The 17,670-nt window shown below is 67.8% G+C and carries 18 protein-coding genes; 12 read left to right on the plus strand and 6 right to left on the minus strand.

Annotated elements, in window-relative coordinates:
• Positions 1-30 precede the first annotated feature (30 nt).
• From AC3FKH_RS23570 to cobA, 10 genes are read left to right on the plus strand one after another with little or no spacing between them, the layout of a single operon-like run.
• Complete coding sequence (locus AC3FKH_RS23570; RefSeq protein WP_488678207.1) at positions 31-1,698, plus strand: cytochrome D1 domain-containing protein; 1,668 nt, start codon at positions 31-33, stop codon at positions 1,696-1,698.
• 55 nt (positions 1,699-1,753) lie between these two features.
• The gene (locus tag AC3FKH_RS23575; RefSeq protein WP_488678208.1) at positions 1,754-2,065 is read left to right on the plus strand and encodes a c-type cytochrome; all 312 of its coding nucleotides are present in this window, start codon (positions 1,754-1,756) and stop codon (positions 2,063-2,065) included.
• Positions 2,066-2,094: 29 nt separating this feature from the next.
• Complete coding sequence (locus AC3FKH_RS23580) at positions 2,095-2,400, plus strand: c-type cytochrome (protein WP_488678344.1); 306 nt, start codon at positions 2,095-2,097, stop codon at positions 2,398-2,400.
• Positions 2,346-3,587, plus strand: a complete 1,242-nt coding sequence (locus tag AC3FKH_RS23585) for a cytochrome D1 domain-containing protein (RefSeq protein ID WP_488678209.1) — start codon at positions 2,346-2,348, stop codon at positions 3,585-3,587. Before AC3FKH_RS23580 ends, AC3FKH_RS23585 begins: the two co-directional genes overlap by 55 nt.
• Positions 3,588-3,610: 23 nt before the next feature.
• Positions 3,611-4,594 (plus strand): siroheme decarboxylase subunit beta, encoded by a 984-nt coding sequence (gene ahbB, locus AC3FKH_RS23590; RefSeq protein WP_488678345.1) that lies wholly within the window; start codon positions 3,611-3,613, stop codon positions 4,592-4,594.
• Entirely contained in the window at positions 4,591-5,046 is a 456-nt protein-coding gene (locus AC3FKH_RS23595; RefSeq protein ID WP_488678210.1) for an Lrp/AsnC family transcriptional regulator, read from the plus strand. The genes ahbB (AC3FKH_RS23590) and AC3FKH_RS23595 overlap by 4 nt, the downstream gene beginning before the upstream one ends.
• Positions 5,047-5,052: 6 nt before the next feature.
• Entirely contained in the window at positions 5,053-5,556 is a 504-nt protein-coding gene (ahbB, locus tag AC3FKH_RS23600) for a siroheme decarboxylase subunit beta (RefSeq protein WP_488678211.1), read from the plus strand.
• A gap of 9 nt (positions 5,557-5,565) precedes the next feature.
• Positions 5,566-6,729 (plus strand): heme d1 biosynthesis radical SAM protein NirJ, encoded by a 1,164-nt coding sequence (gene nirJ / locus AC3FKH_RS23605; protein WP_488678212.1) that lies wholly within the window; start codon positions 5,566-5,568, stop codon positions 6,727-6,729.
• Positions 6,726-8,234: a cytochrome D1 domain-containing protein gene (locus tag AC3FKH_RS23610; protein ID WP_488678213.1), complete on the plus strand. Its 1,509-nt coding sequence runs from the start codon at positions 6,726-6,728 to the stop codon at positions 8,232-8,234. The genes nirJ and AC3FKH_RS23610 overlap by 4 nt, the downstream gene beginning before the upstream one ends.
• A gap of 32 nt (positions 8,235-8,266) precedes the next feature.
• The gene (gene cobA, locus AC3FKH_RS23615; RefSeq protein WP_488678214.1) at positions 8,267-9,046 is read left to right on the plus strand and encodes a uroporphyrinogen-III C-methyltransferase; all 780 of its coding nucleotides are present in this window, start codon (positions 8,267-8,269) and stop codon (positions 9,044-9,046) included.
• Here the strand turns inward: cobA and pobA are convergent.
• The gene (gene pobA, locus AC3FKH_RS23620; protein ID WP_488678215.1) at positions 9,025-10,194 is read right to left on the minus strand and encodes a 4-hydroxybenzoate 3-monooxygenase; all 1,170 of its coding nucleotides are present in this window, start codon (positions 10,192-10,194) and stop codon (positions 9,025-9,027) included. The two genes, cobA and pobA, sit on opposite strands and share 22 nt — an antisense overlap.
• A 123-nt stretch (positions 10,195-10,317) precedes the next feature.
• Here pobA and AC3FKH_RS23625 point away from each other — a divergent pair, with 123 nt between their 5' ends.
• Complete coding sequence (locus AC3FKH_RS23625; RefSeq protein ID WP_488678216.1) at positions 10,318-11,205, plus strand: helix-turn-helix domain-containing protein; 888 nt, start codon at positions 10,318-10,320, stop codon at positions 11,203-11,205.
• Position 11,206: 1 nt separating this feature from the next.
• On the opposite strand, the gene pcaDC is transcribed toward AC3FKH_RS23625, so the two are convergent.
• The 4 genes from pcaDC to pcaH are packed head-to-tail and all read right to left on the minus strand — an operon-like array spanning position 11,207 to position 15,151.
• Positions 11,207-12,397 (minus strand): bifunctional 3-oxoadipate enol-lactonase/4-carboxymuconolactone decarboxylase PcaDC, encoded by a 1,191-nt coding sequence (gene pcaDC, locus AC3FKH_RS23630; RefSeq protein ID WP_488678217.1) that lies wholly within the window; start codon positions 12,395-12,397, stop codon positions 11,207-11,209.
• A 31-nt stretch (positions 12,398-12,428) separates the two neighbouring features.
• Positions 12,429-13,817, minus strand: coding sequence for a 3-carboxy-cis,cis-muconate cycloisomerase (locus AC3FKH_RS23635; protein ID WP_488678218.1), 1,389 nt, complete (start codon positions 13,815-13,817; stop codon positions 12,429-12,431).
• 58 nt (positions 13,818-13,875) lie between these two features.
• Complete coding sequence (gene pcaG / locus AC3FKH_RS23640) at positions 13,876-14,445, minus strand: protocatechuate 3,4-dioxygenase subunit alpha (RefSeq protein ID WP_483713224.1); 570 nt, start codon at positions 14,443-14,445, stop codon at positions 13,876-13,878.
• A gap of 4 nt (positions 14,446-14,449) precedes the next feature.
• A complete protein-coding gene (gene pcaH / locus AC3FKH_RS23645; RefSeq protein ID WP_488678219.1) occupies positions 14,450-15,151 on the minus strand; it encodes a protocatechuate 3,4-dioxygenase subunit beta in 702 nt (233 codons plus the stop codon).
• A gap of 93 nt (positions 15,152-15,244) precedes the next feature.
• Between pcaH and AC3FKH_RS23650 the strand changes: the two genes are divergently transcribed.
• Entirely contained in the window at positions 15,245-16,216 is a 972-nt protein-coding gene (locus AC3FKH_RS23650) for a LysR substrate-binding domain-containing protein (RefSeq protein ID WP_488678220.1), read from the plus strand.
• On the opposite strand, the gene AC3FKH_RS23655 is transcribed toward AC3FKH_RS23650, so the two are convergent.
• On the minus strand, positions 16,210-17,583 hold the full coding sequence (locus AC3FKH_RS23655; RefSeq protein ID WP_488678221.1) for an MFS transporter: 1,374 nt from the start codon (positions 17,581-17,583) through the stop codon (positions 16,210-16,212). The genes AC3FKH_RS23650 and AC3FKH_RS23655 overlap by 7 nt on opposite strands.
• Positions 17,584-17,670: the final 87 nt, after the last annotated feature.

A 17,670-nucleotide genomic window follows, 5' to 3' on the forward strand; every position in this document is an offset into this window, starting at 1 on the left:
GCTTTCCCCAACCGCTGAAGAGCAGCACTTATGAAAGCGAAATCCTGGAGGTTCACCGCGCTCGCGGCCTTGCCGTTATCCCTCTGGCTGAGCCAGGCCAGCGCGGACACAACGGCAGCGGCGCCTGCCACGCCGCCGACCGCGTCGGCACCCACCCTGACATCTGCCGAATTCGACCATGCCCGGCAGATCTACTTCGAACGCTGCGCCGGCTGCCACGGCGTGCTGCGCAAGGGCGCTACCGGCAAGCCGCTCACACCGGACATCACACGCGCACGTGGCAGCGAATACCTGAAGACCTTCATCAAGTACGGCAGCCCCGCCGGCATGCCGAACTGGGGCACGTCGGGGGACCTGTCCGATACCGAAGTAGACCTGATGGCCCGCTATATCCAGCTCGATCCGCCGACGCCGCCGGAGTTCTCGCTGGCGGACATGGAGAAAAGCCGCAAGGACATCATGCCCGTGGCCAAGCGTCCGACGCGCAAGATGAACCAGTACAACCTGGACAACCTGTTCTCGGTGACGCTGCGCGATGCCGGCGAGGTCGCGCTGATCGATGGCGACAGCAAGAAGATCATCAACATCGTGAAGACGGGCTATGCGGTGCACATCTCGCGCATGTCCGCTTCGGGCCGCTACCTGTACGTGATCGGCCGCGATGCGCGCCTGGACCTGATCGACTTGTGGCTGCCCAAGCCCGACATCGTCGCGGAGGTCAAGATAGGCCTGGAAGCCCGTTCGGTGGAGACATCAAAGTACAAGGGCTACGAGGACAAGTACGCCGTGGCGGGCTCCTACTGGCCGCCGCAGTACGTGATCATGGAAGGCGACACGCTCAAGCCGCTCAAGGTCGTGTCGACGCGGGGCATGACGGTGGACAACGAGTACCACCCCGAGCCACGCGTGGCGTCGATCGTCGCCAGCCACTTCCATCCCGAGTTCGTGATCAGCGCCAAGGAGACCGGCAAGATCCTGATGGTCAACTACGCCGACCTGAACAACCTGAAGACCACCACCATCGACTCCGCCAAGTTCCTGCATGATGGCGGCTTCGATGCCACGGGCCGGTACTTCCTGGTGGCGGCCAACGCGTCGAACAAGATCGCGGTGGTCGACACCAAGGACGACAAGCTCGCCGCGCTGATCGACGTGGGCAAGACACCTCACCCCGGCCGCGGTGCCAATTTCGTGCATCCGAAGTTCGGGCCGGTGTGGGCCACCAGCCATCTCGGCGATGAAACCATCAGCCTGATCGGTACCGACCCCGTCGCCCACAAGGCGCAGGCCTGGAAGGTGGTGCAGACGGTCAAGGGCCAGGGCGGGGGTTCGCTTTTCATCAAGACGCATCCGAAGTCGTCCAACCTGTGGGTCGATACGCCGCTGAACCCCGATGCCAAGCTCAACCAGTCGGTGGCCGTGTTCGACACGCGCAATCTCGACGCGGGCTTCCAGGTGCTGCCGGTGGCCGAGTGGGCCAACCTGAAGGGCGAAGGCGCCAAGCGCGTGGTGCAGGCCGAGTACAACAAGGCCGGCGATGAGGTGTGGTTCTCCATCTGGGGCACCAAGGACGGCGAGTCGGCGCTCGTGGTGGTCGACGACAAGACGCGCAAGCTGAAGACCGTCATCAAGGACCCGCGCCTGATCACGCCGACCGGCAAGTTCAACGCGTACAACACCCAGCACGACATCTACTGATCGTGCGTGCGGCGCGCAAGGCAAAACCCTTGCGCGCCGCCTCCGGAGCCTGACAATGCAATCCACTCGAATCCGAATCCTCATCGCGGCGGCCGCATGCGTGCTGCTGCCCGCAGTGGCACACGCCAACGCCGAACTTGCCGCGAGCAAAGCCTGCATGGCGTGCCACAGCGTAGACAAGAAGCTCGTCGGTCCGGCCTTCAAGGATGTGGCGACAAAGTACAAGGGCGGCAAGGACGCTGCCGCGCAGCTTGCCGGCTCGATCCTCAAGGGCAGCAGCGGCAAATGGGGACCTGTGCCCATGCCCGCCAATCAGGTGACCGACGCCGAAGCAGACAAGCTCGCCAAATGGGTGCTGACGCTTTAGGCGCCCTCGCGCGCAGCGTCGCGCTTGCAATGCTGGTGGCCGCCTCGGTGGCCGTCGCAGCGGAGCCGGCGCCTGCGCGGCGCGCGGAACTTGGGCGGCTGCTGCGCGACGACTGCGGCGCGTGCCATGGCATGACGCTGCAAGGCGGGCTCGGCTCGCCGCTGACCGCCGATGCGCTCGCAGGCAAGCCGCGCGACGGCCTGGTGGCCACCGTACTGCAGGGCCGGCCCGGCACCGCCATGCCGCCCTGGCAACCCTTCATGACGCAGGACGAAGCCTTATGGCTGATCGAACGATTGCAGGCCGGACAAGCGCCGGCCGTTTCAGGCAGGTAGCCCGCACTGCCGGGCAGGCACTGAAGCGCCTTCTGCCAGGCTTCCTGGCCGCCGTGCTCGTCGCTGGCTGCGCGACGCCGCTACGCGGCACCGGCGATCTCGGCGTCATCATCGAACGCGCCGCTGGCCGCATGCAGGTCGTGGAAACGTCGGGCATGACGCAGGTCGCGACCGTGGATGGCCTGGGCGACCTGTCGCACGCCAGCGTGGTGTTCTCGCGCGACGGCCGTTTCGCCTATGTATTCGGGCGCGATGGCGGCTTGTCGCGCGTGGACCTGCTGCAGGCACGCGTGACAAACCGCGTCATGCAGGCGGGCAACAGCATCGGCGGTGCCATCACGCAGGATGGCCGCGTGATCGCCGCGCAGAACTATGCGCCGGGTGGCATCCGGCTGTTCGACGCGGTCACGCTGGAGCCGCTTGCCGACATTCCTGCCATTGGCGCGGACGGCAAGCGCTCCAAGGTCGTGGGCCTGGCCGACCTGCCGGGTCGACGGCTGGCAGCCAGCCTGTTCGAATCGGGCGAGATCTGGATCATCGACGTCAACGACCCGCGCCAGCCGCAGGTCACGCGCCTGCGCGCGGGCCGCGAGCCGTACGATGGCCTGGTCACGCCCGATGGCCGCTGGTACCTGGCTGGCCTGTTCGGTGAAGACGGGCTGTCGCTGGTGGACCTGTGGCAGTCCCCGCCCTCGGCGCAGCGCATTCTCTCCGGCTATGGACGCGGCGCGGCGCCGCTGCCGGTCTACAAGATGCCGCACCTGCGCGGCTGGGCCATGGCACAGGGCATGGCGTGGCTGCCGGCGATCGGGCGCCGCGAGGTCCTCGTCGCCGATCCGGCCCGCGGCTGGAGCGAAGCCACGCGCGTCGCCCTGGCCGGCCAGCCGGTGTTCGTGATGGCGCGCCCCGATGGCCGTCAGGTCTGGGTCAACTTCGCGTTCCCGCACAACGACACCGTGCAAGTCATCGACACGGCAACACGGCAGGTCGTGCGCACCATGCGCCCGTGCCGGGGCGTGCTGCACATGGAATTCACGCCCAAGGGAGAAGCCGTGTGGCTATCCTGCCGCGACGACAACCGCGTGGAGGTCTACGACACCACCACCTTCGCGCGCCTGGCCACGCTGCCAGCCGACAACCCGAGCGGCATCTTCTTTACCGTGCGCGCCCAGCGCTTCGGCATGTAACCCGCATGTCATCCACGATCGCCATGTACGACGAAGCCCTGCTCTATGACCGGCTCCAACGCGACCTGCCATTGCATCCGCGCCCGTACCGCAAGCTGGCTGGTGAACTCGGATTGTGCGAACACGACCTGCTGAGCCTGCTCGCGCGGGACCTCGGCGCCGGGCGCATCAGCCGCATCGGCGCGGTGTTCGCGCCCAATGTCATCGGCGTCAGCACGCTTGGCGCGCTGGCCGTGGAACCGGCGAATCTCGACCGCGTCGCTGCGTGCGTCAGCGCCTGCAGCGCGGTCAGCCACAACTACGCGCGAAGAGGACATCGCCACAACCTGTGGTTCGTGGCGGGCGCACGAGACCGCTATGCGCTCGATGGCGTGCTGGCGGACATCGCCGAGAGAACCGGCCTGACGCCGCTCGATCTGCCGATGGAGCGCGAGTACCACATCGACCTCGGCTTTTCGCTGCGAGAAGGCCGTGTCCGCCGTCCGCGCCGCGCCGTGAAGGCGCCTGCGCCGGTCCAGCCGGATGCCGACGACTGGCGCCTGATCGCTGAACTGGAAGCCGGTCTGCCGCTCGCGCCGCAGCCGTTCCACACGCTGGCCCTGCGTTCGCGCATTCCGCTCGACCGCATCCTCGAACGGCTGGCGCAGTGGAGCGAAAGCGGCGTGATCCGCCGGCTCGGCGTGGTCCTGCATCATGGGCGCTTCGGCTACCGGCACAACGCCATGTGCGTCTGGGACGTGCCGGAAAGCCGTGCCGATGCGCTCGGTATCAGGCTGGCCCGCATGCCCGGCGTAACGCTGTGCTACCGCCGCGCACGCAGCCTGCCGGAGTGGCCCTACAACCTGTTCGCCATGATCCACGCACGCGACGCGCGGACCATGCGGGCCACGCTCGGGCATGTCGAAGAGCAGGTCGGCCTGGGACAGATGCGCAGCGCGGTACTGGTCGGCACGCACTGCTACAAGCAGCGCAACACGCGCTATGCGCTGCAACAGGAGCCCTCATGAGCTTCGTCCCGGATGCACTCGACCGCCGCATCATCAACAGGCTGCAGCGCGGGCTTGCCTTGACGCCCCGGCCCTATGCCGATGCGGCGCTGGCGCTGGACATCGACGAGACCACCCTGCTCGCACGCCTGCGGGCGTTGCTGGACGCCGGCATCCTGACGCGCTTCGGCCCGCTGTTCCAGATCGAACGTGCTGGCGGCCGCTTCGTGCTATGCGCGTGCCACGCACCGGAGGACCGGATGGAAGCCGTGATCGCCGCCATCAACGCCCATCCAGAGGTCGCGCACAACTACGCGCGCACGCACCACCTGAACCTGTGGTTCGTGCTGGCGGTGCGGCGCCCGGAAGACGTGGGGCCCGCGCTGCAACGCATCGGCCACGATGCGGGCGTGGTGATCCTGCCGTTCCCGAAAGAGCGCGAGTACTTCGTCAACCTCTACCTGCCGGCCTGAACTGCCATGGATCTTCCCGCCCACGATGCCATCGATCTCGCGCTGATCCGCGCCACGCAGGACGGCCTGCCGCTCGTCAGCGCGCCCTATGCCACGGTAGCCGGGCAACTTGGCATCACTGAAGACGAAGTCATTGCGCGCCTTGGCGCCATGCAGGCGGGCGGCGCGCTGCGCCGCATCGCTGCCGTGCCCAACCACTATGCGCTGGGCTGGCGTGCCAACGGCATGACGGTCTGGGACGTGGATGACGCATGCATCGACGTGCTCGGCGAACGGATCGGCACGCTGCCTTTCGTCAGCCATTGCTACCGCCGCCCGCGTCGGCTGCCGCTATGGCCATACAACCTGTTCGCCATGGTGCATGCCCATACGCGCGAGGAAGCCATGCCGCTGGTGGCCCGGATTGGCGCCGTGCTCGGCACAGCCTGCCGCGCCCACGACGTGCTGTGGTCCACGCGCATCCTCAAGAAAACCGGCCTGCGGCTGCCGCCGGCCAATACAGAGTCATAGGGAGTCAGCATGTTCCGCCTGTCCCGATTCATGGAAGCGCTGCGCGATGGCGGGCCCGTGCCCGCGCCGCGAAAGCCGGCCGGCCCGGTCGTTATCTGGAACCTGATCCGGCGCTGCAACCTCAACTGCAAGCACTGCTATTCGACCTCGGCCGACACCGACTTCAAGGGCGAACTGAGCACGGCCGAAGCGCTGGATGTACTGGATCAACTCAAGGCTGCACGCGTACCGGCCCTGATCCTGTCCGGCGGCGAGCCACTGCTGCGCGCGGATCTGTACACCATCGCGGCGCGGGCGCGCGAGCTGGGCTTCCACCTGTCCCTGTCATCGAACGGAACGCTGCTCAATGCCGGCCATGCCACGCGGCTGGCCGCCTGCGGCTTCGACTATGTCGGCGTCAGCCTCGACGGCCTGCCGGCCACGCATGACCGCTTCCGCCGCAGCGACGATGCTTTCCAGCAGGCGCTCGGCGGCCTGCGCACGGCGCGCGACGCGGGCCTGCGCGTCGGGGTGCGCATGACGCTGACGGAGCAGAATGCGCGGGAGCTGCCAGCGCTGGTGGCACTGGCCGAAAGCGAAGGCATCGACAAGTTCTACCTGTCCCACTTCAACTACGCGGGGCGCGGACGCAGCCACCGCGCCGACGACGCGCGGCATGCCGCCACCCGCACCGCGCTCGACTGGCTCTTCGACCACGTGTGGGAACGCGCGCGGCAAGGCCACGCGGGTGACTTCGTCACCGGCAACAACGATGCCGACGGCGTCTACCTGCTGCACTGGATCGCGCGCCGCGAGCCGCACCGGCTGGCCGACATGCGTGCTCGGCTGCTGAACTGGGGCGGCAATGCGACGGGGGTCGGGGTCGCCAATATCGACAATCTCGGCAACGTCCATCCGGACACGATGTGGTGGCACGTCACGCTTGGCAATGTGCGCGAGCGCGCCTTCGGCGACATCTGGGCCGACCGCAGCGATCCGCTGATGGCCGGCCTCTCCGCCTCGCCGCGCCCGCTGCAGGGACGCTGCGCGGCCTGCGCGCAGGTCGGCATCTGCAACGGCAATACGCGTGTGCGCGCGGCGGCGATCACCGGAAACCCGTGGGCCGCGGACCCCGGTTGCTACCTGACAGATGAGGAGCTTGCCTGTCCGCTTGGCGCGGAGGTGGCCGCATGAACCGGCTATCGCGATGGCTTGCGTCGGCCCTGCTGGCTGTCCTGTTCCAGACACTGGCTTTCGGCGCCGAGGACGTGGCTGGCCCGGCCGCGCTGTATCGCCAGCATTGCGCCGCCTGCCATGGCGCTGACCGCCTTGGCGCAATGGGCCCCGCGCTGTTGCCGGAGAGCCTTGAACGGCTGCGTCCGGCCGAGCTGACCGCCGTGCTGCGCGAAGGCCGGCCGGCAACGCAGATGCAAGGCTTCGCAGGCGAGCTCGACGACGTCCAGCTCGCTGGCCTGGCGGACTGGCTGCGTACCGCTCCGGCAACCCTGCCGAGGTGGACCGACGCGGAGATTCGCGGCAGCCATATCGTGACTCATGCACCGGGCAGCCTTCCGGCCAAGCCAGTGTTCGGTGCCGATCCCGCCAATCTCTTTCTTGTCGTCGAGGCCGGCAGCCACCATATCAGCGTGCTCGACGGCGATCACTTGCAGCCGATCCACCGTTTTCGCACGCGCTTTGCACTGCACGGCGGCCCGAAGTTCAGCCAGGATGGCCGCTATGTCTTCATGGCCAGCCGCGACGGCTGGGTCAGCAAGTACGACCTCTGGAACCTGACGTTCACGGCGGAGATCCGCGTCGGCCTGAACACGCGCAACGTGGCGGTCAGCGACGATGGCAAGTGGGTGCTGGCCGGCAACACCCTGCCGCAAACGCTGGTGCTGCTGCGCGCCGACGACCTGTCGCTGGTAAAGGTGCTCGATGTCACGGGCCGCGACGGCCAGGGCTCGCGCGTATCGGCGGTCTATGATGCAGCGCCCCGGCACAGCTTCATCGTCGCACTGAAGGACATACCCGAGGTCTGGGAGATCCCTTACGCCGGCATCAAGGCATTTGCCATGGCCGAGCCCAGGAGGATCGTGCTGGAAGACGTGCTCGACGACTTCTACTTCGACCAGTCATACCAGCACATCCTGGGCGCATCGCGCGATGGCGGCGGACAGGTGGTCGATCTCACGCTCGGCCGCAAGGTCGCGGACCTGGCCTTGTCCGGCATGCCGCATCTGGGCAGCGGCATCACGTGGATGCGGGACGGCCATGAGGTCATGGCCTCGCCCAACCTCAAGCAGGGCCGCATCAGCGTGATCGACATGCGCAGCTGGCAGACCATTGCCACGGTGCCGACCAACGGCCCGGGCTTCTTCCTGCGCAGCCACGAGAACACGCCCTACGCGTGGGCCGATGCGATGATGAGCCCGAAGCGCGACACGCTGCAGCTGATCGACAAGCAGACGCTGGCCGTGGTCGGCAGCGTCACGCCGAGCCCCGGCCGCACGGCCGCGCACGTGGAATTCACGGGCGACGGCCGCTACGCGCTGGTCAGCCTGATGGAGCGCGATGGCGCCATCGTGGTGTACGACGCGCGCACGCTGCGCGAGGTCAAGCGCCTGCCCATGGACAAGCCCATCGGCAAGTACAACGTGTTCAACAAGACCACGCGCTCGTCCGGCACCAGCCATTGAGGCGGTGGCCCTGCGCAAGGAAAGGACTCCTGATGAACCTCCCCCTCAAGCCCGGCAAGGTATGGCTGGTCGGCGTCGGCCCCGGCAGCCCGGACCTGATCACCGTGCGCGCGGCGCGCGTGCTCGCGCAGGCGCAGGTCTGGCTGGTCGATGACCTGGTGTCGCCGGAAATGGCGTGCCACGCCAGTCCCGGCACGCATGTCGAATGGGTCGGCAAGCGCGGCGGGCGCTGCTCGGTCAGCCAGGAACGCATCCAGCAGCTCACGCTGATGCACGCGCTGGCAGGCAAGGAAGTCGCGCGCATCAAGGGCGGCGATCCGCTGATGTTCGGGCGCGGCGGCGAGGAATCGGCATTCCTGCGCGCGCATGGCGTGCCGGTCGAGGTCGTCAACGGTATCAGCAGCGGACAGGCGGCTGCACAGGCACTGGGCGTGGCGCTGACGCATCGCGCGCATTGCCACGGCGTGAGCTTCGTCACCGCGCATACCAGCGACCACGGCAGCCCTGACTGGCGCGCCCTGGCCGGCAGCGGCACCACGCTGGTGATCTACATGGGCATGAGCCGGCTGGCGGCGATCCGCGATGCGCTGCTTGCTGCGGACATGCGCCCTGACATGCCCGCCGCTGTCGTGATGCATGCCGGCGGCAGCGGGCAACAGTGCTGGACCGGCACGCTTGCCACGCTCGGCCAGGCGCTCGATGCGGGGTTGGCCAGCCCCGCGGTGATCATGATCGGCGCGGTGCTGGCCGATGCGCAGGGTCTCGCGCCCCTACGCGACGCGCCAACGCCTCAGTACGGCAATCCGACGTAGTTCTCGGCCAGCGCCTTGCGCGCTGCTTCGGAGCCGACCAGGAAATCGAGTTCCGCCTGCTGGATGCGCGACGAGAACGCGTCCGCATCCGGGAAGCGGTGCAACAGCGATGTCATCCACCACGAGAAGCGCTCCGCTTTCCAGATGCGGCGCAGGCACTTCTCCGAATAGCCGTCGAGCTCACGCGGGTCGTCCCGCTGATAGCGCGCGGCCAGCGCATCGGCCAGGTACAGCACATCACTCGCTGCAAGGTTCAGACCCTTGGCGCCGGTCGGCGGCACGATATGCGCGGCGTCGCCGGCCAGGAACAGCCGGCCGAAGCGCAGCGGCTCGCACACGAAGCTGCGCAGCGGCGCGATGCTTTTCTCGATCGAAGGGCCGGTCACCAGCGACTCGGCGGCTTGCGGGTCCAGCCGGCTGCGCAGTTCATCCCAGAAGCGCGCGTCGGACCAGGCTTCGGCGCGCTCTGTCGACGGCACCTGCACGTAGTAGCGGCTGCGCGCCTTCGAACGCATGCTGCACAGCGCAAAGCCACGCTCGTGGCTGGCGTAGATCAGTTCGTCGGCGACCGGCGGCGTGTCCGACAGGATGCCGAGCCAGCCAAACGGATAGACGCGCTCGAACAGCTTCGTCGATGCGGCCGGCACGCTCTGCCGGCTGACGCCGTGGTAGCCGTCGCAGCCCGCGATGTAGTCGCACTCGATCTCGTGCGTGGCGCCATCCTTGCGATAGCGCACCAGCGGCCGCGTGCCGTCGAAGCCGTGCAGGCTCACGTCGGATGCCTCATAGATCGTCGTCGTGCCCTCTGCCTGCCGCGCGGCCATCAGGTCGCACGTGACTTCGGTCTGGCCGTACACCGTGACCCTGCGACCGGTCAGCGCGTGCAGGTCGATGCGGTGGCGTTCGCCGTTGAACGACAGCTCGATGCCATCGTGCGGCAAGCCTTCTTCATGCAGGCGTGCGGCGACGCCCGCGCGCTCCAGTGCATCGACCGTCACGCTTTCCAGGATGCCGGCGCGGATGCGACCCAGCACGTAGTCCGGACTGCGCTGCTCCACGATGACGTTGTCGATGCCCGCGCGCGCGAGCAACTGTCCGAGCAAAAGACCGGCGGGGCCGGCGCCGATGATGGCAACCTGGGTGCGCATGGCTTGTCTCCGTATGCGTTGTTCTGATGGGAGGAAAGATAGCCGCCGGGCAGGCATTCCGGAATGGACAGACCGAACCAAGAACAGGACAATCCGAACATTGCTGGTAAACACGGATCCGTCGTGAAGCCCGTTCCCACCTATTCGCTGTACGGCACCAGTTCGTCGGAGCCGCTGCTGGACCAGTTGCATTTCGAGTCGATTGCGCAGCGCAGCAAGCTGCACGGCTGGGAGATCCAGCCGCACCGGCACGAGCGCTTCCTGCAAATTCTGTACATCCATGCCGGTGGCGGGGAAGCCTTGCTGGAGGAGCGGCGCGAGGCGCTGCGCAGCGGCTCGCTGGTCATGGTGCCGCCGCAGCACATTCACGGCTTCGTGTTCCGGCCCGATACCGACGGCATCGTCGTGACCATGACGGACAGCCACCTGCGCACGCTGCTGGCCGGCGTGCCCGATACCCTGGCGCTGTTCGAGCGGCCGCTCCATGAACGGGTGCGGCGCGACGCCGCGCTGGCCGACGCCCTGGCGCTGTTCCGTGGCGAGATGGAAAGCGTGTCCGCGTGGCGTGGGGCCGCACTGTCAGCGCTGCTGACCGTGGTGCTGATCGGCATTGCGCGGCTGGCCGATGCCTCGGCGCCGGCCGCCGCGCGCAGCAACAGCCGGCCGGCGCGGCATTTCCAGCAGTTCCAGCAATTGCTGGAGTCCGGCTATCGCGAACAAAGGGAGATTGGCGACTACGCTGATGACATCGGCATCACGGCCACGCAGCTCAACCGCGTCTGCCGGCAGATGGCGGGCCAGTCGGCGCTGCAGATGATCCATGCCCGGGTGCTGGCGCAGGCGCAGCGCGACCTGCTGTTCAGCGACCTGGAGGTCAAGCACATTGCATTGTCGCTGGGCTTTGCCGATGCGGCCTACTTCTCGCGCTTCTTCGCGAAGCAGGTCGGGCAGACGCCGACCGGGTTCCGGCAGTCGGGGCGCGCCCGGCTGCCGGCGTTCGCCACGCGATAGCTCAGGCCTGCGGCCTGCGGTTGGCATCGTCGATCGCGGCGAAGACTTCCTCGGCCATGTGGAATGCCGAGTTGGCGGCCGGCACGCCGCAGTAAATCGCGGCCTGCAGCAGCACTTCCTTGATCTCGTCGCGTGTCACGCCGTTATTGGCCGCGGCGCGCAGGTGCAGCTTGAGTTCTTCCGAGCGGTTCAGGGCCACCATCATGGCGATGGTGAGCAGGCTGCGCGTGTGCCGCGGCAGGCCTTCGCGGGTCCAGATCTCGCCCCACGCGTAGCGCGTGATCAGGTTCTGGAACTCCTCGTTCACCGGCGTCAGTCGCGCGAGCGAGCGGTCCACGTGGGCGCTGCCGAGCACGTCGCGCCGCACCGAGAGACCGGCTTCGTAGCGGGCATGATCGTCGGTGACCGGCAGACGGCCAACGATGAAATCGAGCAGTGCGGCGGTGAAGCGGCCCGGCTGCTCGAAGTTGGAGATATGCGCGGCCGGCAGTGCAACGAAGTGCGCATCGGGAATCGCGGCGGTCAGGTCGCGGCCTTCCTGCACCGTGGTGGACGGGTCATGGCTGCCCGCGATCACCAGCACCGGCACGCTGATCGTGCGCACGGCCTCGCGGAAATCGGCATCGCGCACCGCGGCGCAGTTGGCCGCATAGCCACGTGGATCGAGCGCGGCCAGCACGGCACGCAGCGGGTCCAGCGCGCGGCTGGCGGCCGCGGCAAACTCCGGGGTGAACCAGCGCTCGATCGACGGCTCCACCATGATGCCCATGCCGTCGCGCAGCACGCTGTCGATGCGCGTGTTCCAGCCCTCGGCATTGCCGATCTTCGCGGCAGTGTTGGCCAGCACGATCTTCGGAAAGCGTTCGGGCGCATGCACGCCCAGCCACATGCCGGTCAGGCCGCCCATCGACACACCGCAGAACGCAGCCTGCGCGATACCGAGGGCATCCAGAATGGCGAGCACATCGCCGCCAAGCTGATCCATGGTGAAGGCATCGCCGGGCGCGGTCGAGCGTCCGTGGCCGCGCGTGTCATAGCGCACCACGCGGAAGCGTCCGGCCAGGGCCTCGGCCTGCGGCTGCCACATGGTGTAGTCCGTGCCGAGCGAGTTCGAGAAGACGATGGCCGGCGCATTGTCGGGGCCATCCACCGTGTAGAAAAGCCGGGCACCGGCGTGGTCGAGATAGGGCAATGCGATCTCCTGGAATCCTGTGTTGTGTCGATCAACCGGCGTGGCGACTGGCGAGCGCCGCGTGCCAGGCCTGCACGGCGGCATCGGCAAAGGCCCCGGACTGGCCGGCGTAGTTGGCCGGGTCGGCGAGGCGGTCGAGGGTAGCCTCATCGAGCAGGCCCGCATGGGCGGGATTTTCGCCGAGCGTCCGTGCCAGTGCTTCGCGCAGCGTGGTGCCTTGCGCCACCGCGAGACGCGACGCCCGCTCCACCACATGGTGCGCTTCGAGCCGGCCGATGGGGCCGCCGAGTTCGAGCATAGCCGCTTCGCCGAGGATCAGGCCATGCGTCATGTCGAGATTGGCGCGCATGCGCGCAGCATCCACCTGCAGGCCGGAAACCACCTCGCCCATCTGGCGCAGCGCGCCGGCCGCAAGCGTGACGATCTGCGGCAGCGTATCCCACTCGGCCTGCCAGCCGCCCAGCGCGCGCTCGTGTTCCTGCACCATGCCCGACAGCATGGTAGCCACCAGTGGCGGCACGCGCACGGCCGCGGTGAGCACGGCGGCACAGCCAACCGGGTTGCGCTTGTGCGGCATGGTGCTGGAACCGCCGCGTCCGGGGCCGGTGGGCTCGGCAACTTCGGCGACCTCGGTCTGCATCAGCAGCGAGATATCCCGCGCCATCTTGCCGAGCGTGCCGGTAAGCATGCCAAGCGCGGTGGCTACCTCGACCAGGCGGTCACGATGCGCGTGCCATGGCAACGGGGGTATATCAAGCTTCAGTTCGTTCGCCAGCACGCGGGCCACGGCCGGCGCGGACTGGCCCAGGCTCGCGAGCGTGCCGGCCGCGCCGCCGAACTGCAGCGTGCTGGCATGAACGCTTGCGGCGTCGACGCGCCGCAGGTCGCGGCGCAACGCATCGAGCCAGCCCGCGGCCTTCAGGCCGAACGTGGTGGGCAAGGCGTGCTGCAGCCAGGTGCGGCCGACCATGGACGTGTCGCGATGCGACGTGGCCAGCGCAGCGCAGCCATTGCCCAGCGCCAGCAGGTCCGCCTGCAGGTGCGGCATCGCCTCGCCAAGCTGAAGCACGAGCGCGGTATCGATGATGTCCTGGCTGGTGGCGCCCCAGTGGACAAAGCGCGCTGCCTCGGCATCGCGGGCCGCGACGGCGGCGGTGAGTTGCCTGACGAACGGAATGGCCAGGTTGCCGGCGGCAACCGCCGCTTGCGCGAGTGCATCGAGGTCGATGACCGAGACATCTGCGCAGACTTCGGAGATAACCGTCGCGGCGGAAACGGGAATGACATTGCAGCGCGACTCGGCGCGGGCCAGCGCGGCTTCGACGGCAAGCATGCCGCGCACGGTGCCGGTATCGGAGAAGATCTCCAGCACGGCCGGGCTGCCGAACATGGGATCGGTAAGGCGGGACGAGCTTGGCATGGGGGCGTTGTGGATGTGCCGTCACGGCGTTGGCGACGGCACGATTATGCGCGAAGCGTCAGATGTCGAAAAACACCGTCTCGCCCGGCCCCTGTAGCACCACATCCCAACGCAGCGCACCATTGCCCTGCGCAGCGGCAATCAGCGTGCCGCGCCGCTCGGCCGGCACCATTGCCAGCACGCCGTCGGCGGCATTGGCAGCCGCTTCATCCGGAAAGTACACCCGCGTGGCCACGTGCTTGACCAGGCCGCGCATGAACACCGACACCATGATGTGTGGCGCCTGCGGCTTGCCGTCGGCGCCGGGCACCACGCCCGGCTTCACGGTGACGAAGCGGAACGAGCCATCCTCGGCCGTCGGCACGCGGCCGAAGCCGGTGAAGCCGGCGACCAGCGGCAGTTCGCGCGTGTCTTCGGCATGGCGGTAGCGGCCGGCCGGGTTGGCCTGCCAGATCTCGACCATGCCGTCGGGCACGGGCGCGCCGGTGCCGTCGATGACGCGGCCTTCGATGACGATGCGCTGGCCGGCAAGTTCCGGCGCGTCGGCGGTGAGGTCGGCGCAGTTCAGGCCGGTCAGGCCGATATGCAGGTAGGGGCCGACAGTCTGCGAAGCGGTGGCGTACAGCATGCTCTTACTCCATCGGCGTGGCATCGCGGCCACGCAGCACGATATCGAAACGGTAGCCCAGCGCGTATTCCGGCTGCGTGGTCTCCCAGTCAAAAGCGGCGATCAGGCGTTCGCGCGCCTTCTCGTCGGGCACGCAGTTGTAGATCGGGTCGTACGGCAGCAGCGGGTCGCCGGGGAAGTACATCTGCGTGACCAACCGCGTCGCATAGGCGTTGCCGAACAGCGAGAAGTGGATATGCTGCGGCCGCCAGGCGTTATGGTGGTTGCGCCAGGGATAGGCACCGGGCTTGATGGTCTTGAACTGGTAGCGGCCGTTGGCGTCGGTCACCATGCGGCCTTCGCCGGAGAAGTGCGGATCGAGCGGGGCATCGTGCTGGTCGCGCTTGTGCGTGTAGCGGCCCGCCGCGTTGGCCTGCCAGACCTCGATCAGTGCGTTCGGCACCGGACGGCCATTCTCGTCCAGCACACGTCCCGTGACCAGGATGCGCTCGCCGAGCGGCTCGCCGCCATTGCCGATGGTCAGGTCGTTGTCGCCGGCACGCACGAACTCTGCGCCGAAGGTGGGGCCCGTGACTTCCGAGAGAGACTGCGGAATCCGCACCAGCGGCTGCGTGGGCGAGCGCAGCACGGTCGAGGCATAAGGATCGAAACGGTATTCAGGCTGGGTGTCCCAATAGGGGCGACGGTACTGGGCGAGGCGGGGCATGCTTCGTCTCCATGTTTTAGCGGTGCAATGACTTTAGGTGACACGCAAAGTCATGTAAATTGAGTTATTGCCTCATTACGATGAATTTTTGATATGGAACGACTGGAGCAGGCCGCGCAGGATGTCTTCCGCAACCGCGTGCGGTTGCGGCATCTCTATTGCTTCGTGGCGGTGTCGCAAACCCAGCACCTCGGACGCGCGGCGGACCGGCTCGGACTGACCCAGCCGGCCGTTTCCAAGACCCTGAGCGAGCTGGAGGAACTGGCCGGGACGCGGCTGCTGGTGCGGCAGCGCGCAGGCACCGAGCTGACCACGGCGGGCACGCGCTTCCTGCAGCATGCGCTGCGCATCCTGGCCGATATCGATGCCGCCGCCGGCAGCGTCACGGGAGAAACCGCGCTGACGCATGAACGGATACGGCTCGGTGCACTGCCGAGCGTGGTGCCGGCGGTATTGACCGATGCCTTGCTGCGCTTTCGCGCCACGTATCCCGAGGTCGGCCTGGACGTGCGGACCGGCATGAACCGCAACCTGATCGACCAGCTCAAGGCCGACGTGCTCGACCTGGTGATCGGCCGCATGGATGATCCGGTCGCGATGGAAAGCTTGTGGTTCGAGTCGCTGGGGCCGGATTCCCTGGTGCTGGCGGTGCGTCCCGGCCATCCGCTGGCAAAGACCACGCGCCCCACGCTGCTCGATTGCCTGGCGTGGCCGCTGGTGATTGCCGCCACGGGCTCGATCCCGCGTCACAACACCGAAAGCCTGCTGGCCCGCCACGGCCTGCGGCTGCCCGATGGCTGCGTGGAGACGTCGGACGCCTATCTCGGACGCCTGCTGGCCGAACAGAGCGATTGCGTCTGGGCGGCGCCGATGTCCGCCACGCGCCGCGCCATGGACGCGGGCGGGCTGGTGGCACTGCCGATCGATACCCTCGGCACCGAGGAGCCGGTCGGCCTGCTGCGGCACAAGGACCGCACCCTGACGCCGATGGCCGAGGCGCTGGCCGACTGCATCCGGGCGGCGGCGCATCCCGATGCGCCGCGTCGCGGCCAGCCGGCTCAGTGAGCGGCCATGGGCCGGCCGCCCTGCTCGCCTGCCGGCGCGGGGCTGCCGCCTAAGTGCTTCACCATCAGCGCCACGGCGGCCAGGAAGGCCGGCACGGCCAGCAGCGTGAAGATCATGTCGAAGCCAAGCTGCAGGCGCAGCAGCTCCGCGCCGAGCAGCGCGCCGGTGATGCCGCCGAAGCGGCCGATGCCGAGCATCCAGGCCACGCCCGTGGCACGGCCCTGCGTCGGGTAGAAGGCCGCCGCCAGCGACGGCATTGACGACTGCGCGCCGTTCATCGCGGTACCCGCCAGGAAGATCAGCACGCCCAGCAGCACCTGGCTGCCGGTGCCCTGCCCGACGGCGTAGATCAGCGCACCGGTGATGGCATAGGTCAGCGCAATCACCTTGTTCGGGTTGAAGCGATCCATGAACCAGCCCGCGGCGATGGTGCCGATGCCGCCGCCCAGCGGGAACAGCGCGGTCAGGAACGAGGCGCGCTGGATCGAGAAGCCCGCGTCCTTCATCAGCGTGGGCATCCAGCTGGTCAGCAGGTAGAAGATCACCAGGCCCATGAAGTACGTGGCCCACATCATGGCCGAGCCCAGGCGGTAGCCCGGCGACAGCACCGTGCCGATGGCCGAGCGCGTCGCGGGCGCCTGCTCGCCGATGACATAGCTTGCGGCCGCCGCGCCGGCACCGGTCACGCGCTGCAACACCTTGCCGATCTGTTCGGCCGGGTAGTTGCGCAGCACCATGTAGCGCACCGATTCCGGCAGCAGCAGCACCAGCAGCACGGCCAGCACGACCGGCAGCACGCCGCCCAGCACAAGCACGCTGTGCCAGCCATAGTTCGGGATCATGGCCGCCGCGACGAAGCCGCCCACCGCCGAGCCGAGCGGAAAGCCGCAGAACATGGTGTTCACCAGCACCGCACGGCGGCGCTGCGGCGCGAACTCGGACGTCAGTGTCACCGCGTTGGGCATGGCGGCGCCCAGGCCCAGGCCGGTCAGGAAACGCAGCGTGGTCAGCCAGCCCAGGTTTGGCGCAAAGGCCGTGGCCAGGCTGCACACGCCGAAAAAGAAGACGGACAGCACCAGCACGCGCTTGCGGCCGACGCGATCGGCCAGCGGGCCGGCAAAGATGGCGCCAAAGGCCAGGCCGAACAGCGCCGCGCTCATGACGGGGCCCAGCTCGGATTTCTGGATGCCCCAGTCCTGCACCAGTGCCGGGGCGATATAGCCGATGGCCGCTGTATCAAAGCCGTCGACGGCAACGATCAGGAAACACAGGATGAGGATCAGCCATTGATAGCCGGTGAACGGCCGCTCGTCGATCAGGGCCTGGACGTCGATGACGCCGCCCTTCGCAGGGTTGGACTGGGGCACGGGTTGTCTCCGTTTGACTTTGGAAATCGGCAAGGGGTGCTGATTCGGCAATCCGCAAACCCGCCATTTGTTCTGATAGCGAACCAT

The organism is Cupriavidus sp. 21MJTG02-4 (assembly GCF_057798975.1).

Excerpts from the sequence above, each read along its gene's own strand:
- AC3FKH_RS23570 (WP_488678207.1), top strand. The coding sequence starts at position 31 with ATGAAAGCGAAATCCTGGAGGTTCACCGCGCTCGCGGCCTTGCCGTTA.
- AC3FKH_RS23575 (WP_488678208.1), top strand. The coding sequence starts at position 1,754 with ATGCAATCCACTCGAATCCGAATCCTCATCGCGGCGGCCGCATGCGTG.
- AC3FKH_RS23580 (WP_488678344.1), top strand. The coding sequence starts at position 2,095 with ATGCTGGTGGCCGCCTCGGTGGCCGTCGCAGCGGAGCCGGCGCCTGCG.
- AC3FKH_RS23585 (WP_488678209.1), top strand. The coding sequence starts at position 2,346 with ATGGCTGATCGAACGATTGCAGGCCGGACAAGCGCCGGCCGTTTCAGG.
- ahbB (WP_488678345.1), top strand. The coding sequence starts at position 3,611 with ATGTACGACGAAGCCCTGCTCTATGACCGGCTCCAACGCGACCTGCCA.
- AC3FKH_RS23595 (WP_488678210.1), top strand. The coding sequence starts at position 4,591 with ATGAGCTTCGTCCCGGATGCACTCGACCGCCGCATCATCAACAGGCTG.
- ahbB (WP_488678211.1), top strand. The coding sequence starts at position 5,053 with ATGGATCTTCCCGCCCACGATGCCATCGATCTCGCGCTGATCCGCGCC.
- nirJ (WP_488678212.1), top strand. The coding sequence starts at position 5,566 with ATGTTCCGCCTGTCCCGATTCATGGAAGCGCTGCGCGATGGCGGGCCC.
- AC3FKH_RS23610 (WP_488678213.1), top strand. The coding sequence starts at position 6,726 with ATGAACCGGCTATCGCGATGGCTTGCGTCGGCCCTGCTGGCTGTCCTG.
- cobA (WP_488678214.1), top strand. The coding sequence starts at position 8,267 with ATGAACCTCCCCCTCAAGCCCGGCAAGGTATGGCTGGTCGGCGTCGGC.
- pobA (WP_488678215.1), bottom strand. The coding sequence starts at position 10,194 with ATGCGCACCCAGGTTGCCATCATCGGCGCCGGCCCCGCCGGTCTTTTG.
- AC3FKH_RS23635 (WP_488678218.1), bottom strand. The coding sequence starts at position 13,817 with ATGCCAAGCTCGTCCCGCCTTACCGATCCCATGTTCGGCAGCCCGGCC.
- pcaG (WP_483713224.1), bottom strand. The coding sequence starts at position 14,445 with ATGCTGTACGCCACCGCTTCGCAGACTGTCGGCCCCTACCTGCATATC.
- pcaH (WP_488678219.1), bottom strand. The coding sequence starts at position 15,151 with ATGCCCCGCCTCGCCCAGTACCGTCGCCCCTATTGGGACACCCAGCCT.
- AC3FKH_RS23650 (WP_488678220.1), top strand. The coding sequence starts at position 15,245 with ATGGAACGACTGGAGCAGGCCGCGCAGGATGTCTTCCGCAACCGCGTG.